Raw genomic sequence first — 14,620 nt, forward strand, 5'->3', positions numbered from 1 at the left:
AGGCCCACCCAGCGCCACAAACGGCGGCGATGGCGCGCACGAAAACCCAGCGCCTCGTAAAGCGCCACGGCGCCCCGATTGTCCACATCCACCTGGAGCCAGACCTGGGTGACGCGACGCTGGCGGACGTGCTCCAGGGCCCGGCGCACCAGTTGGCGGGCGATGCCCTGGCGCCTGCGGGCCGGATGCACGGCCACATTGGCGATGAGATACACCCGGCGCCGGCCGCGTCCCATGGGGATCAGGCTGAGGTTGCCCACGATGCGGCCTTCTTCTTCCCACACATAGCCGCTCAAAGGCATCCCTCGGATTTCGCCCTGGCGCGCCGCCCAGCGCAGAAAACGCCGATCCCGGGCGGCCTGCCGCATGTGGCGGATCAGGCTATGGCCTTCGGCGTCCAGGCGTTCCCCAAAGGCCAGGGCGATGAGGTCCGCCACAGCCAGCAAATCGCGTTGCACATCCAGGGGCCGCAGGCGTCCCGTGGGAACAAAGCCTTGGGTTGTCAAAGTATCCCTCGCAGCGACAAGATTGCACACCGACGCATAAACATTGTCAAGCGATAATTGAAAAACCTTTTTTACCGATCTTGTCTTTGCCTTTCCTCATGTTTTGTTTTGCATTCCAAACTTACTTCCGATAAAAATCGGCCGGAATCTCCCCCCAGACGCGGGTATCCCACTTGAGCACCGGGTTGTGCCGGGGGTGTTCGGCCAGCCAGCGCTCGGCACGGGCGATGAGGTCGAACACCGCCTCGGCTTCAGGCGTGCGGGGCAGCCGGGTGCGGCAACGGCCCTGCTTCACCCAGCGGATGGCCGTCCGCGAGTCGGAATACACCGGCCAGCCCAGGCCTTGCTGATGCAGCCAGGCCAGGGCGTGCACGATGGCCAGGAACTCGCCGATGTTCACCGTACCCACAGGATAAGGGCCGCGCTGAAAGAGCATCTCGCTCGTGTCCAGGCGCAGGCCGCGATACGCCATCGGCCCGCGGGGGCCCGAAGCGGCGGCGTCCACCACCACGCTGGGCACCTGGGGCGGATGCGGGGCCGTGCGCCAGCGCCCCAAGGTGGCCGGTTTCCCTGCGTGGGCTGCGTAGCCCGCCTGCAAGGCCCGCTCGGCCTCCTCCCGCGTGGGGAAGGCCTTGAACTGCGCGCCGGGGTAGCCCTCCACCAAGGGGCGCACCTCCTCCCAGGAGGAGAACACCCCCGTGCGGCGCCCTTTCCACACCACATACCATTTTGTATCCATAGGCTCATTATACTCGCCTCGGCGGTGGTTGCCCGGTTTCCAAACCATGCGCCACCTGGACAAAACCTCCCCTTCATGGCACAATCAAACGCAGCAGGACGACGAGCACTTTAGTACCTGTCGGAAAAAACCGTACAGGTGTGTCACTGCGAGGCGGCGCAGCCGCCGAAACAGTCTCCCACCCCCCATCAGGAGGGGATTGCTTCACCTCCTCGGGGCTCGCAATGACATCAACCGTGATCTTCCAGATAGGCTCTTATGCTGAGGGGCGCTCATGATTCCGCTCAAACTGCAACTGGAAGGCTTCCTGTCCTACCGGGAACCGGTGGAAATCGATTTCACCCCCATCACCTTGGCTTGCATCAGCGGGCCCAACGGGGCGGGCAAGTCCAGCCTGCTGGACGCCATCACCTGGGCGCTGTTCGGCCAGGCTCGCCGGCGCGACGATGCGCTCATCAACACAGCCAGCGATATGGCGCAGGTGGCCCTGGAATTTGAGTACGAGGGCCATCGCTACCGGGTGCGGCGGGTCAAACCCCGGGGGAAAAGCACCCTGCTGGAATTCGCCATCCTGCAAGAGAACGGCTCCTGGAAATCCCTGGCCGAGCGCAAGATGCGCCTGACCCAGGCGCGCATCGAGCAGGAGTTGCGCATCAACTACGACACCTTCGTCAACGCCTCGTACTTCTTGCAGAATCGGGCCGACAACTTCGCTCGTTTGCGGCCCGCCGAGCGCAAGGAGGTGCTGGCGCAGATCCTGGGCCTCACCGAATGGGACGCCTACCGCGAGGCCGCCCGCGCCCGTCGGCGCGAGGTCGAGGAAGAACTGCAGCACCTGGAAGGCCGCCTGGCCGAAGTGGCCGCCGAAATCGCCCATGAGGACGAATACCGGCGAGAGCAGGCCGACCTGGAGCGCCAACTGACTCATGCCACGGCCCAGCGCGAGGCCCAGGAAAAGGCGCTGCAAGCCGCCCAGCAGCAGCAAGCCGCCCTGGAAGCCCAACGCCGCCTGGTGGCCCAACTGCAGCAGCAATGGGAAACCCACCAGGCCACCCTGAACCGGCTGCAGGAGCGCCTGAACGCCCGCCAGGCCGAGCGGGAGCGCTGGGCGCACCTGCTGGAACGCGCCCAGGAGATTCGGGAGCAACACCAACGCTGGCGCGAGGTTCGCGCTCAACTGGACGAATGGGAAACCAGGGCCGCCCAGTACGCCACCAAGCGGCAGGCCCTGGAAGGCCACCGCCAGACCATCGCCCAGGCCCGCGCCCGGCTGGAACAGGAGCGCGAGACCCTGCTGGCCCGCCGGGCGGAAATCCAGGCCCTGGAAGAGCAGCGCCACGCCTGGCAGGCCGAGGCCAAAGCCCTGGACACCCGGCATAAGGAACTCCTGGCCCAACTGGCCCACCGCGAGGAACTGAAGGCCCAACAGCAGGCCCTCCAGGAGCGCCTGGCCCACCTTCAGGCCGAGTTGGCGCGCATTGAGGGCGAAGGCAAAGAGCACCGCCAGCGTAAAGAGCAACTGGAAAGCCTGGTGCCTGAGGCGTCCCACTGCCCTTTGTGCGGCCAGCCCCTGACCCCCGACCACCGCGAGCAGATGCTGGCCGAACTGGACGCGGCGTTAGAGGGCCTGCGGCAACGCTTTGTGGCGCTCAAAGCCGAGTATCAGGAACGGCTACAGGAAGCCCGGCAGGTGGAGCAGAACCTGCGGGACCTGGCCCAGGTAGAAGCCCAGGAGCGCACCCTGGCCGCCCAACGCGAGCGCCTGCAGGCCCAGATGGCCCAGGCCGAGGCCACCGTGGCCCAGTGGGCAGCCCAGGGCGCCCCTCGCTTGCGCGAAGTGGAGCGCCTTTTGGAACAGGAGGCCTACGCCCAGGAAGCCCGCCAGGCGCTTCAGGCGCTGGAAGAGGAACTGCGCGCCTTAGGGTACGACGCCCAGGCCCACGAGCAACTGCGCCAGGAGGAGCAACGCCTGCGCCAGGCGGGTGAAGAGTTGCGCCAGTTGGAGCAGGCGCAGGCCCGGCTGGAAACGCTGGAGCGCGAACTGGCCGACCTGCAGCGTGACCTCACCCGCCAGCAGGAGCAAACCACCCAGGCTCAGGCCGCCTACCAGGAGGCGGCCCAACGCCTGACCGAGGCGGAGGCCTCTCTGCCCGACCTGCACGCCCTGGAAGACGACCTCACCCGCCAGCAAATCGAGGAAAACCGCCTGCGCGAAGCCGTGGCCGCAGCCCGACAGCGGGTGGCGACCATCGAGCGCCTGAAGGAGACGCGGCGCACCCTGGAAGCCCAGCGCAGCGAACTGGCCCGGCGCATCGAGGAATACAAACTGCTCGAACAGGCCTTTGGCCGCGACGGGGTTCCAGCGTTGCTCATCGAGCAAATCCTGCCGCACATCGAGGAGGAGGCCAACGCCCTGCTCGACCGGCTGACCGACGGGGCTTTGCAGGTGCGCTTCGTCACCCAGCGGCCTTACAAAGACAAACGGCGGGAAGACCTCAAGGAAACCTTAGACATCCAGATCAGCGACCGCTACGGGGTCCGCGACTACGAGATGTACTCCGGCGGCGAGGCCTTCCGCGTCAACTTCGCCATCCGCGTGGCGCTGGCCAAGGTGCTGGCCCGCCGCGCCGGGGCGCGCCTGCAAACGTTGGTCATCGACGAAGGCTTCGGTAGCCAGGACGCCCAGGGGCGGCAGCGGTTGCTGGAAGCCATCCACACCATCCGCAGCGACTTCGCCAAAATCCTGGTCATCACCCACATCGAGGAACTCAAAGAGGCCTTCCCATACCGCATCGAGGTCGAAAAGACGCCCAACGGCTCCCGCGTGCGGGTGGTGACGCAGTAAAGGGAGCGAACGAAAATCCGGCCCGGGAGTGTATCCTGGGCCGGGTGGCTTTCTGGCGCGGGGGAACCGCAATCTCTAACGGAAATGGCAGGCTACCCAGTGGTCCGGTTCACCCTCCACTGGGTGCAGTTGGGGCTCCTGGGTCCGGCAAATCCCCTCGGCCAGCGGACAGCGCGGGTGGAAGCGACATCCCGAGGGGGGATGGATGGGGTTGGGGATCTCCCCTTTGGGGAGCGGCTTTTCCCGGCGGGCGTTGGGGTCCGGCACCGGGACCGCGGCCAGCAACGCTTCGGTGTAAGGGTGACGGGGATTGCCGTACACCTGGGTCAGCGGCCCAATCTCGACGATTTTCCCCAGGTACATGATGGCGATGCGGTCACAGATGTACTTGGCCGTGGCCAAATCGTGGGTGATGAAGAGGTAGGTGAGGCCGAACTCTTTTTGCAGGTCGCGCATGAGTTGGAGCAGCACGGCCCGCACGGAGACATCGGCCATGGCAATGGGTTCGTCGGCCACCACCAGGTCGGGCCGCAACACCAAGGCGCGGGCGATGACCGCCCGCTGACGCTGGCCGCCGGAAAGTTGATGGGGGTATTTGTTGATGAACTGTTCAGGCGGGGTTAGGCCCACTTTGGCGAGGATGTCCAGCACCTGACGGCGCTCGTCCTCAGCGTCCTGGGCCAGTTTGTGGATGCGCAGGCCGTGGGCGATGGCCTGTCCGATGGTCATGCGCGGGTTCAGGGAAGCCGTGGGGTCCTGGAAGATGGGCTGCATCCGCCGGCGCAAAGGGCGCAGTTCTTCTTCGGGCAGGTGAGTGATGTCCTGCCCATCGAAAAGGATGGCGCCCTCGGTGGGCTCCAGCAGGCGCAGCACCAGGCGCCCGGTGGTCGTCTTGCCCGAACCGGACTCCCCGACCAGGCCTAGGGTTTCGCCGGGGTAGAGGTCAAAGTCCACACCGTCCACGGCCCGCACGGCCAGGCCCTTCCGGCCCATTAATTTGTCCACCAGGCTCTGCGCCACGGGGAAGTGCTTTTTCAGGTTGCGTACGGAGACCAGAGGCTGCCGTTCGGTCATGCGTCCTCCTCAGTGTACAGCCAGCAGGCGGTGCCATGGCCGGGGTGGACTTCCTGCCAGGGAGGCACGTATTGGGCGCAGACCGGCATGGCCTGCGGGCAACGGGGGTGGAAACGACACCCCAGCGGCGGGTCGAGCAAACTGGGCGGCGCGCCAGAGAGGGTGGCCAGTTCCAAACCGTCTTCCAGGCGAATGCTCGGCACGGAGGCCAGCAACCCCTGGGTGTAGGGATGCAGGGTGCGGTGGAAGATGTCGTGCACCGGGCCGATCTCCGCCATCCGTCCGGCGTACATCACCGCCACCCGGTCGGCCAACTCGGCCACGATGCCGATGTTGTGGGTGATGAGGATGAGGGTGAGGTTGAACTCCTCGCGCAACTCGCGCAGCAGGTCAAGGAATTGGGCCTCCACGATGACATCCAGGCTGGTGGTCGGCTCGTCGGCGATGATGAGGTCGGCGTTCAACGCCAGACCAATGCCGATCATGATGCGCTGGCGCATCCCGCCCGACAGTTGGTGGGGGTAATCCTTGAGCCGGTCGGGGGAAATGCCCAGGCGCTGGACGAGGTGCGCGGCCCGCTCCCAGGCCTCCTGTTTGGAAACCTGGGGCTCGTGCACGCGAATGGTCTCCACAATATGGTCCCCGATGCGCTGCAGGGGGTTGAGAGAGGTCATCGGGTCCTGGAAGACCATGGAGATATGCCGGCCACGCAGGCGGCGCATCTCCTCCTCGGAGAGCTGCAGCAAATCGCGGCCCTGGAAGAGAATGTGCCCCCCGGTGATGCGCCCCGGTGGGCGTACCATGCGCAGCAAGGCCATCCCCAGGGTGGACTTGCCGCAGCCGCTCTCGCCCACCAGGCCCAGCACTTCGCCCCGGTGGAGGGTGAAACTCACATCATCCACGGCCCGCACTGGCCCCAGGCGGGTCTCGTAGGTCACGGTCAGGTGTTCGACTTGCAGTAAGGGTTCCATGGGCGTCAGGTGTCAAGAATTGGGGATCAGGACTGGTTAGCGAATGGCTATTCCTCTGTGAGGCGGGGGTTGAGCAGTTCGCCCAAACCTTCGCCCAGCAGGCTGAAGCCCAGCGCCACCAGGGTGATCATCAGGCCGGGGAAGGTAATGGGCCACCAGTAGCCCCGCGGCAGGTAGGCTTTGCCTTTGTTCAGGTCGAAGCCCCAATCCGGGGTGGGCGGTTGCAGCCCCAGGCCCAGAAAAGCCAGACCGGCCTCGGTGAGGATGGCGTCGGCTACATTGAGGCTGAAGACCACCACCAGGGTGGGCACCACATTGGGGAAGATGTACATCCCCAGGATTTCCCGTTTGCGGGACCCCAGGGCGCGCGCCGCTTCCACATAGAGTTCCTCTTTGATAGAGAGCACCTGGGAGCGAGTCATGCGGAAATAGGTGGGGATGTATACAACCGCGATGGCGATAGCGATGTTGATCACCCCGGTCCCCAGCACAGCGGCCACGGCGATGGCCAGGATCAGGCCGGGGAAGGAGTAGATGCTGTCCATGATCAGGGAAAGCACCCGGTCGAAGCGCCCGCCGAAAAAGCCGGAAAGCAGGCCCAGGGGCACGCCCACCAGCGCGGAAAAGAGGGCCGAGAGGATGGCCACGGTCAACACGGCCCGCGCGCCCCAAATGAGGCGACTGAGGATGTCGCGCCCCAGGTTGTCGGTGCCCAGCCAGAAGCGGGGCCCAAAGGGCCCGCCCACCTGAACGAAGTCGGGGTTGGCCGCCAGGGCTTCTGGGGCCTTCCGCGCCGAAAACAATACGGCCTGAGCCTTCCCGGCGCGCACCTGTTCGAACAGGTCCTTGTCCACCTGGAAGCGCTTGAGAGAAAGGCCGCGCTCCTCGGCGAGCAGCGCCGCGGTGGTGTTGTAATAGGCGGCCACGGTGATGCCTTCAAGCGAGGTGATGCCGCTGCCCTGGGGGGCCAGCAGCACCACCCGGCCACCGCCAGGGGGTTCAAAAGGCCCGCCGGCGCTCACCGTGGGGTCAAAGGGGCTGAGCACCGGGGCCAACAGGGTGATCAGGATGATGAGCAGCAGCAAGACGCCCCCGGTAACCGTCCAGTACCATTCGGCGCCGTACCAGTAGGCCCCATGGAGCAAACGGCCCAAGAGGCTGGTAGGTTCCACGGGGTGCTTTGCGTCGGTCGTCTTCATCGCTGGGTCTCTATCCTCACAAGGGCGATCAGGCGCATTCGCTTAGTAACGAATGCGCGGGTCAATCCAGGCGTAGATGACATCCACCAGCAGGCTCACGCTGGCGACCAGCACGGCGAAAATGACCACCGTGCCCTGGATGGAAGGGAAGTCGCGGTACGTGATGCGCTCCACCAGGAAGCGCCCCAAACCCGGCCAGGAAAAGGTGCTTTCGGTGAGCACGGCCCCGGCCAGCAAAAGGGCGAACTGCAGGCCCAACATGGTGATAATCGGAATAAGGGCGTTCTTCAGGGCATGGCGATACACTACCGTGCGCTCCGGGACGCCCCGCGCCCGCGCCGCTGTGACGAAATCCAGTTTCAACACCTGAAGCATGTTCGAACGGGTCAGGCGCACAAAGATGCCGGAGAGATACAGGCCCAGGGTCAGCGCAGGCATGATGAGATGAAACAGGCTATCCTTGAGCGCCGGCCAGTTGCGTGTGAGCAGGCTATCCACCACATACAACCCGGTGATGTGCTCGGGGGCCATGCTGAGGTTGCTGATGCGGCCAGCCACCGGCAGCCAGCGCAGCCAAACGCCGAAGATCAACTGCATCATCAGCCCCAGCCAAAAGACCGGGATGGCGTACACCACGATGGCGTACAACCGCAAGCCGTAATCGACCGGCGAGCGTCGGTGATGCGCGGCATAGGCTCCCAAGCCGATCCCCACCACGGCGGTGACCAGCATCCCGGCCAGAGAGAGTTCCAGCGTGGCCGGGAAATGGTCCCAGATTTGCTGGGCAACCGACTGCCCACGCACGGGGCTCAGCGTGGTCCCCAAATCCAGATGGAGCAGATCCCACAGATATTCACCATACTGCACATAGAGGGGCTTGTCCAGTCCCAGGGTGTGACGGATCTCGTCGATGTACTCCTGCGGCGCCCCAGGTCGAATGGCCGCCTTGACGGGGTCCCCTGGCATCACCCGCAGAATGAGGAAGACCAGGGTGACCAACACAAAAATCATGGGGATCGTCAGCAGGGTACGGATGAGCAGATATCGTCCAAGAGAGCGCATAGGCGTTTACCGCAAGGGGGTTGGGGGAAATGAAGAAGTCGGGGCAAGGAAAAACCGGGGGAGGGAGTTCACCCTCCCCCGGTTCAGCCATGCTGGCTTATTTCTTCTCGAACAGGAAATAGTGGTTGAGCATCACCGGATCCAGCACAATGCCGGAGATGTTGCTGCGGGCCGCCACCTGCAACTTGCCCTGGGTCAAAGGCAGGGTGGGGATGTCTTCGGCCCACAGTTTCTGGATGTCCTCGAAGACCTTCTGGCGCTCAGCGCCGCGCAAATCGGAGGCGGACTGTTCCTGCTGGAACAGGGCATCCATCTGCTCCGAGGCGTAGTAGGAACCGATGTCATCCGAAGCGTCGGAGGCAGCGAAGGGGTAGGTGTAGTTGTCCGGATCCATGTAATCCGGGTACCAACCCAACAGGAACATACCCATGGAGCCGAACTGATCGGTGTAGGTGGCCCACTCGGCGCTCTGGAGGTTCACCTTGATCATGCCGGTCTCCTCCAGGGACTCCTTGACCACCTGGGCCACATCGGCCTCGGTGTCGCCATAGTGGGTGGGCGTCCACCAGAGGTCGATTTCCAGCGGGTTGTCGGTGCTATAGCCGGCCTCCTGAAGCAGCGCCTTGGCCTTGTCCAGGTCCCGCTGGGGGAAGGCGTCGATGTGGCTCCACATGCCCATGGGCACCATGGAGTAGAGCGGGTCATGCGTCCCCTGGAAGGCTTTGTCCACAATGGCCTGGCGGTCCACCGCGTAGGCGATGGCCTGGCGCACCTGCTTGTTGTCAAAGGGGGCCATCTTGTGGTTGAAGACAATGTAGCGAATCTGAGCGCCGGGGCCCTCGATGACCTGGATGTCCGGGTTGTTCTTCAGGTCCGCATAGTCGGTGGGGTTCAGGCTCTTGAGGGCGATGTCGATTTCCCCGTTCTCCAGGGCCAGGCGCATGGTAGTGGCGTCGGCGAAGTATTTGACGATGATCTTGTCGGCCTTGGGGGGCGCGCCGTACCAGTTGGGGTTGACCACCAGGTCCATCTCCACATCGCGCACCCACTTGTCGATCTTGTAGGGGCCAATGCCCGCGCAGGTGCTATCCGAAGCGATCTCTTCGGCCGGATAGCAGTTGGGGCTGATGGGCGCATAGGGATAGGTGGCCACCAACAGAAGTAGTTGACCGCCTTCTTCAAGACGAACTTCACCGTGTAGTCGTCCACCACCTCCACATGGTCCACGAAGGAGGTGACCAACCAGTTGGGATCACCCTGGATCTTGAAGACGCGATCGATGGACCACTTGACCGCCTGGGCGTTGAAGTCCGTCCCGTCGTTGAACTTCAAGCCCTTGCGCAGGTGGAACGTGTAGGTCAACCCATCGTCGCTAACATCGTAGGACTCGGCCAGGCCCGGCTCCAGGTCGGTGGTACCCGGCTTGTAATGGAGCAGGGTGTCCATCGTGTTATGGAAGATTTCCCAGGTGTGGAAATCATACGCGTTGGCCGGATCAAGGTCGGTGACCTTATCCGTCGTACCAATGATGATCGTCACTGGCTCGGCAACGGGAGCCTCAGTCTTCTCCGCCTGCGGGGCTGCCGTGGGCGTGGCCTTGGCGCAGGCGCCCAGCGCCAGCGCAGCCACCATCAACGCAACAAACAACCAAAACCATTTCTTACGCATAGAACCTCCTCCTTTCCATCGAAAAGGRCGAAATRCRGGACGCRYTACATTATACARCCTACGCCRCMAAAGTCAACSGTCCAACCCWCGTTTTTTRCGCTTYGTTCACRAACRCCCCNAGGCAAAACAACAGCCGAGGGYNNGGCCWNNCCCTCGGCTGACAAACGCTCCACCSCSTTCCAGGCTACTTCTCGTACACCGGYACATTCCAATGGCGGTACTTGGGRTGCTTGCCCCGCACCACTTGATTGTACAACTCGCGCAACTGAGCGGTGATGGGGCCCATCTCGCCRTTGCCCACGGGGTAGAAATCCACCCGCGTCACCGCCGTYACCTGAGCCGCCGTGCCCGTGAGGAACAACTCRTCGCAAATGTACACCTCGGTGCGGTCAATGGGCCGYTCGACCACCGGGATCCCCAACTCCTCTTTGGCCAGTTGGAKCACCGTGCGRCGRGTGATGCCCTCCAGGATGTTCTCGGTGACCGACGGCGTAATCAGTACCCCATCCCGCACGATGAACACATTCTCCGCGCTGCCCTCGGAGATATGGCCCTCGTTGGTGAGCACCAGCGCCTCATCGAACCCGGCCAACAGGGCATCGGACTTGATGAACGCCGAGTTCACATAGGCCCCGCCGATCTTCCCCCGCGCGGGGATGGTGTTGTCGTCAATCCGTCGCCAGCCCGAGATAGTGACATGGGCGTTGGTGTCGTTGCTCACATACCGGCCAAAGGGCAAAGACACGATGGAAATCTCATCGGTCAACCCATGCAACTTGACGCCAATGGCTTCGTCGGCTTTGAAGGCCAGCGGGCGGATGTACACATCCTCCCGATGCCCCTCGACCCGCAGCAACTCTTTGGTGATTTCGGTCAGACTTTCAGGGGTGTAGTCGAACTCCATGCGCAAGAGTTTAGCCGAACGCAGAAAGCGCCGATAGTGGTCATAAGGGCGGAAGAGATACAACTGCTCTTCCTCATCGTTCCAATACGCCCGCACTCCGCCGAAAACCGAAGTGCCGTAGTTCAACGCATGGGTCAGCACCCCCACCTTGGCTTCCGCATAAGGCACGATTTTGCCTTTGAAGAAAGCATACTTGGGCAGTGTCACGGCTGGCCTCCTTCCGGGTGGAGTATTCGAGAAACTTCTCGGTGGTTTCATTATACAACAACCCAACCCCTCCCGCGTTTCGCGGTATACTAAAATTTGTCTTCTTCCCAACTCATCCCCCCGGAGACCTGCCATGAAACATGTGGTCAGCATCAGCATCGGCTCATCCAAGCGCAACAAACGGGTGGAAATTGAACTTTTGGGCGAAAAGATCATCCTGGAGCGCATCGGCACCGACGGTGATATGGAGAAAGCCACCCAACTTTATCGCGAACTGGACGGCAAAGTGGACGCTTTTGGCGTTGGGGGTACCGACCTGGGGCTGCGCGTGGGCGACAAATGGTATCCCCTCTACTCCGTGCAGCCCATGGTGCGTTTTGTGCGTCAAACGCCCATTGTGGACGGCGGCGGTCTGAAAAACACCCTAGAGTATCGCCTGGCCTTTTTCATCGACGAGCACCTGGGCGACTATGTGCGCGAGCATGGCGGGAAAAAAGCCCTGGTCACCTCGGCCGCCGACCGCTGGGGCATGGCCCTTTCCTTTTACGAGGCCGGCTACGAAGTGGTCTACGGCGACCTAATGTTCGGTCTGGGCCTGCCCATCCCGTTGCGCACCCCGCAGGCAGTGCAACGCCTGGCCGCCGTCATCGGCCCCATCGTGGGGCGCCTGCCCTTCCACTGGCTCTACCCCACCGGCGAAGCGCAGGAGAAACACATCCCCAAGTGGGGCAAATACTACCAGTGGGCCACAGTCATCGCCGGCGATTGCCATTACATCAAACGTCACATGCCCCACCGCCTGGACGGCAAGATCATCGCCACCAACACCACCACCCCCGACGATGTGGAGCGCTTTCGCCAGGCCGGGGTAAAATATCTGGTCACCAGCACCCCTGTGCTGGATGGCCGCTCCTTCGGCACCAATCTGATGGAAGCGGCCCTGATGGCCCTGGCCGGAAAAGGTCGCCCCCTGACCCCAGAAGAGATCAACGACCTGCTGGAGCAACTGCACATGGAGCCCCAACTGCACGAACTGAACTGAGGGCGCCATGCCCCCAACCCGGAGGAAGAGCGATGGACGCTGTGGTACTCGCCGGCGGTGGTGTGGAGCCACAAGACCCGCTCTACGACTACACCCAGGGCCGCCCCAAGGCTTTGCTGGACATCGCCGGCAAGCCCATGCTGCAATGGGTGCTGGACGCCCTGGAAGCGGCCCCCTCGGTCGAACGCCTCATCGTCGTGGGGCTGGATGCGCTGACCGGCTTCCAGGCCGCCAAAATGAGCAGCCTGCTGCCCGGACAGGGCGGCCTGCTCCCCAACATCCTGGCCGGACTGCGCGAGGTGCGACGCCTCAACCCCACGGCCGAGTACACCCTGCTGGTCTCCGGCGACATCCCCGGCATCACGGCCGAGATGGTGGAATGGGTCATCGCCCATGCGCTGGACGGCGAGCCCTTCGACCTGGCTTACCTGGTCGTCCCCCGTGAGGTGATAGAACGCCGCTTCCCTGCGTCGCGCCGCACCTACCTGCGCCTGAAGGACACCGAAGTGTGCGGCGGGGACATGCAGGTGGTGCGCACTTCTCTGGCCGAAACCCACACCGAAATCTGGGAACGGCTCATCGCGGCGCGCAAAAACCCGCTCAGGCAGGCCCAGATATTGGGCTGGGATCTGGTGGTGAAACTTCTTTTTCGTCAGCTCACGGTGGACGAGGCGGTGCGCCTGGCGGCCCGGCGGTTAGGCGTGCGCGGCAAACTCCTGCTGTCCCCCTACGCCGAGTTGGGGATGGATGTGGACAAGCCCCATCAAGTCGAATTGATGCGGCAGGCCTTGTCGGCGAGGGGCCCTGCTTCCCCGGAGGCTTCGGGAGGGTGACGACCGTGGAACGCTGGCAGACTTGGGACGAGCGGATCTCCCAACGGTTACGCCTGGACCACCGTCCGGGCTGGCTGACCACCTGCTTTGGCTGGCTTTCCCACACCGGCGACGGCTGGCTGTGGGTGCTGCTGCCCCTGGCCCTGGGGCTATTCAGCAAAGGCGCCTGGCGCCACGCCGGATGGACCTTGCTCGCCGGGGTGCTGCTCACCGCGGCCACGGTAGGCCTGCTCAAGGTACTCTTCCGCCGCCAGCGTCCCCAGGGGCAATGGGGTACCCTTTACCGCAAAACCGACCCCCATTCTTTCCCTTCGGGCCACGCGGCGCGGGCGGCCATGCTGGGTCTGGTGGGCTGGGCCGTTCTCCCCCCGCCCTGGGCCGCCGCCCTCAGCCTGTGGGGTGGTCTGGTCGCCGTTTCCCGCGTGCTCATGGGGGTGCATTACCTTTCCGATGTGCTGGCCGGGGTGCTGCTCGGCCTGGCGCTGGGGGGCGCGATGTGGTGGCTTCAAGGGCTGTGGCCCTTGTGGTAGAATGAATGCCACTCCACCCACGAGAGAAACCCATGGCTCATCAACCCACACGAGAGCGCGTCAATCCGGCCACCCTGGATACCACACCTAAACGACGCCCGGCCTGGCTGCGCGTGCCGGCGCCCACAGGCGAGACGGTGCGCCAGGTGCGCGAAATCATGCGCAGCCAGGCGCTGCATACCGTGTGCGAGGAGGCCATGTGCCCCAACTTAGGAGTGTGCTGGGGCCACGGCACGGCGACCTTCCTCATCCTGGGCGATGTGTGCACCCGCACCTGCGGCTTCTGCGACATTCTGCACGGTCGGCCCCGTCCGCTGGATTGGGGCGAGCCCGAGCGGGTCGCCCAGGCGGTCAAGGCCATGCGCCTGCAACACGCCGTCATCACCAGCGTCAACCGCGACGACCGCCGCGACGGGGGCGCGCCCATCTTCGCCATGCTCATCCGCCGCATCCGTGAACTGGTCCCCGGCTGCTCCATCGAGGTACTCATCCCGGACTTCAAAGGCAGCCTGGAAGCCCTGCGCATCGTGATGGACGCCCGCCCCGAAATCCTCAACCACAATGTGGAGACCGTGCCCCGGTTGTTCAAAGCGGTGCAACCGCAGGACAACTACGCCTGGGCGCGGCGCATCCTTTCAGCAGCCAAGAAGATGGACCCCGAAGTGCTGACCAAATCGGGCATCATGGTGGGCCTGGGCGAAACCATGGATGAGGTGAAAGCCGTGATGCGCGACTTACGCGACTGGGATGTGGACATCCTGACCATCGGCCAGTATCTCCAGCCCAGCCGCAAACACCTGCCCATCGCCCGCTACTACACCCCCGAAGAATTCGAAGAACTGAAGGAATACGGTCTGAGCCTGGGCTTTCGGTGGGTGGAAAGCGGCCCCCTGGTCCGTTCCTCCTACCGGGCCGCCGAGCAGGTGCGGGCCTTGAGCCTCGTCCATCGTCGCTTACAGCGCAGCCGTCGGGCATGAGTTCCGACGGCTTATTGGTTCCACGCCCCAGGTTTTCGGCCCGCATGGCCCCCAGGCGCCATT

Annotated in this window: 12 protein-coding genes and 1 pseudogene; 5 read left to right on the forward strand and 8 right to left on the reverse strand. The window is 63.8% G+C overall.

Going from position 1 to position 14,620, the window contains the following annotated elements:
* Nucleotides 1-506, reverse strand: a 506-nt coding sequence (locus G4O04_01285; protein ID HEY57174.1) for a GNAT family N-acetyltransferase, incomplete at its 3' end; no start/stop codon positions are given.
* A 121-nt stretch (nucleotides 507-627) separates the two neighbouring features.
* Nucleotides 628-1,245 (reverse strand): ribonuclease H, encoded by a 618-nt coding sequence (locus G4O04_01290; GenBank protein HEY57175.1) that lies wholly within the window; start codon nucleotides 1,243-1,245, stop codon nucleotides 628-630.
* 274 nt (nucleotides 1,246-1,519) lie between these two features.
* Between G4O04_01290 and G4O04_01295 the strand changes: the two genes are divergently transcribed.
* A complete protein-coding gene (locus tag G4O04_01295) occupies nucleotides 1,520-4,090 on the forward strand; it encodes an SMC family ATPase (GenBank protein HEY57176.1) in 2,571 nt (856 codons plus the stop codon).
* 75 nt (nucleotides 4,091-4,165) lie between these two features.
* Here the strand turns inward: G4O04_01295 and G4O04_01300 are convergent, their stop codons facing one another.
* The 6 genes and pseudogenes from G4O04_01300 to G4O04_01325 form a co-directional block, all read right to left on the reverse strand.
* Complete coding sequence (locus tag G4O04_01300) at nucleotides 4,166-5,164, reverse strand: ABC transporter ATP-binding protein (GenBank protein ID HEY57177.1); 999 nt, start codon at nucleotides 5,162-5,164, stop codon at nucleotides 4,166-4,168.
* On the reverse strand, nucleotides 5,161-6,135 hold the full coding sequence (locus G4O04_01305; protein HEY57178.1) for an ABC transporter ATP-binding protein: 975 nt from the start codon (nucleotides 6,133-6,135) through the stop codon (nucleotides 5,161-5,163). The genes G4O04_01300 and G4O04_01305 overlap by 4 nt, the downstream gene beginning before the upstream one ends.
* A 47-nt stretch (nucleotides 6,136-6,182) precedes the next feature.
* On the reverse strand, nucleotides 6,183-7,334 hold the full coding sequence (locus tag G4O04_01310; GenBank protein ID HEY57179.1) for an ABC transporter permease subunit: 1,152 nt from the start codon (nucleotides 7,332-7,334) through the stop codon (nucleotides 6,183-6,185).
* A 42-nt stretch (nucleotides 7,335-7,376) separates the two neighbouring features.
* The gene (locus G4O04_01315; protein ID HEY57180.1) at nucleotides 7,377-8,396 is read right to left on the reverse strand and encodes an ABC transporter permease; all 1,020 of its coding nucleotides are present in this window, start codon (nucleotides 8,394-8,396) and stop codon (nucleotides 7,377-7,379) included.
* A gap of 97 nt (nucleotides 8,397-8,493) precedes the next feature.
* Nucleotides 8,494-10,064 (reverse strand): annotated as a pseudogene (locus G4O04_01320) (peptide ABC transporter substrate-binding protein).
* Nucleotides 10,065-10,248: 184 nt separating this feature from the next.
* On the reverse strand, nucleotides 10,249-11,169 hold the full coding sequence (locus G4O04_01325; GenBank protein ID HEY57181.1) for a branched-chain amino acid transaminase: 921 nt from the start codon (nucleotides 11,167-11,169) through the stop codon (nucleotides 10,249-10,251).
* Between the two features lie 139 nt (nucleotides 11,170-11,308).
* On the opposite strand from G4O04_01325, the gene G4O04_01330 reads away from it, so the two are divergent.
* The 4 genes from G4O04_01330 to lipA are packed head-to-tail and all read left to right on the forward strand — an operon-like array spanning nucleotide 11,309 to nucleotide 14,557.
* Nucleotides 11,309-12,217, forward strand: a complete 909-nt coding sequence (locus G4O04_01330) for a quinate 5-dehydrogenase (GenBank protein HEY57182.1) — start codon at nucleotides 11,309-11,311, stop codon at nucleotides 12,215-12,217.
* A 32-nt stretch (nucleotides 12,218-12,249) separates the two neighbouring features.
* Nucleotides 12,250-13,050, forward strand: a complete 801-nt coding sequence (locus tag G4O04_01335; protein HEY57183.1) for an NTP transferase domain-containing protein — start codon at nucleotides 12,250-12,252, stop codon at nucleotides 13,048-13,050.
* Nucleotides 13,047-13,580 carry a phosphatase PAP2 family protein gene (locus G4O04_01340; protein HEY57184.1) on the forward strand — a complete coding sequence of 178 codons (534 nt, stop codon included), beginning with the start codon at nucleotides 13,047-13,049 and terminating at the stop codon, nucleotides 13,578-13,580. The genes G4O04_01335 and G4O04_01340 overlap by 4 nt, the downstream gene beginning before the upstream one ends.
* A 32-nt stretch (nucleotides 13,581-13,612) precedes the next feature.
* Complete coding sequence (gene lipA, locus G4O04_01345; GenBank protein HEY57185.1) at nucleotides 13,613-14,557, forward strand: lipoyl synthase; 945 nt, start codon at nucleotides 13,613-13,615, stop codon at nucleotides 14,555-14,557.
* Nucleotides 14,558-14,620: the final 63 nt, after the last annotated feature.

It is taken from the genome of Anaerolineae bacterium, from assembly GCA_011176535.1.
GTDB lineage: Bacteria > Chloroflexota > Anaerolineae > Anaerolineales > DRMV01 > DUEP01.

Coding starts and splice junctions, on each gene's coding strand:
- G4O04_01290 (HEY57175.1), bottom strand. CDS start 1,245: ATGGATACAAAATGGTATGTGGTGTGGAAAGGGCGCCGCACGGGGGTG.
- G4O04_01295 (HEY57176.1), top strand. CDS start 1,520: ATGATTCCGCTCAAACTGCAACTGGAAGGCTTCCTGTCCTACCGGGAA.
- G4O04_01300 (HEY57177.1), bottom strand. CDS start 5,164: ATGACCGAACGGCAGCCTCTGGTCTCCGTACGCAACCTGAAAAAGCAC.
- G4O04_01305 (HEY57178.1), bottom strand. CDS start 6,135: ATGGAACCCTTACTGCAAGTCGAACACCTGACCGTGACCTACGAGACC.
- G4O04_01310 (HEY57179.1), bottom strand. CDS start 7,334: ATGAAGACGACCGACGCAAAGCACCCCGTGGAACCTACCAGCCTCTTG.
- G4O04_01315 (HEY57180.1), bottom strand. CDS start 8,396: ATGCGCTCTCTTGGACGATATCTGCTCATCCGTACCCTGCTGACGATC.
- G4O04_01330 (HEY57182.1), top strand. CDS start 11,309: ATGAAACATGTGGTCAGCATCAGCATCGGCTCATCCAAGCGCAACAAA.
- G4O04_01335 (HEY57183.1), top strand. CDS start 12,250: ATGGACGCTGTGGTACTCGCCGGCGGTGGTGTGGAGCCACAAGACCCG.
- lipA (HEY57185.1), top strand. CDS start 13,613: ATGGCTCATCAACCCACACGAGAGCGCGTCAATCCGGCCACCCTGGAT.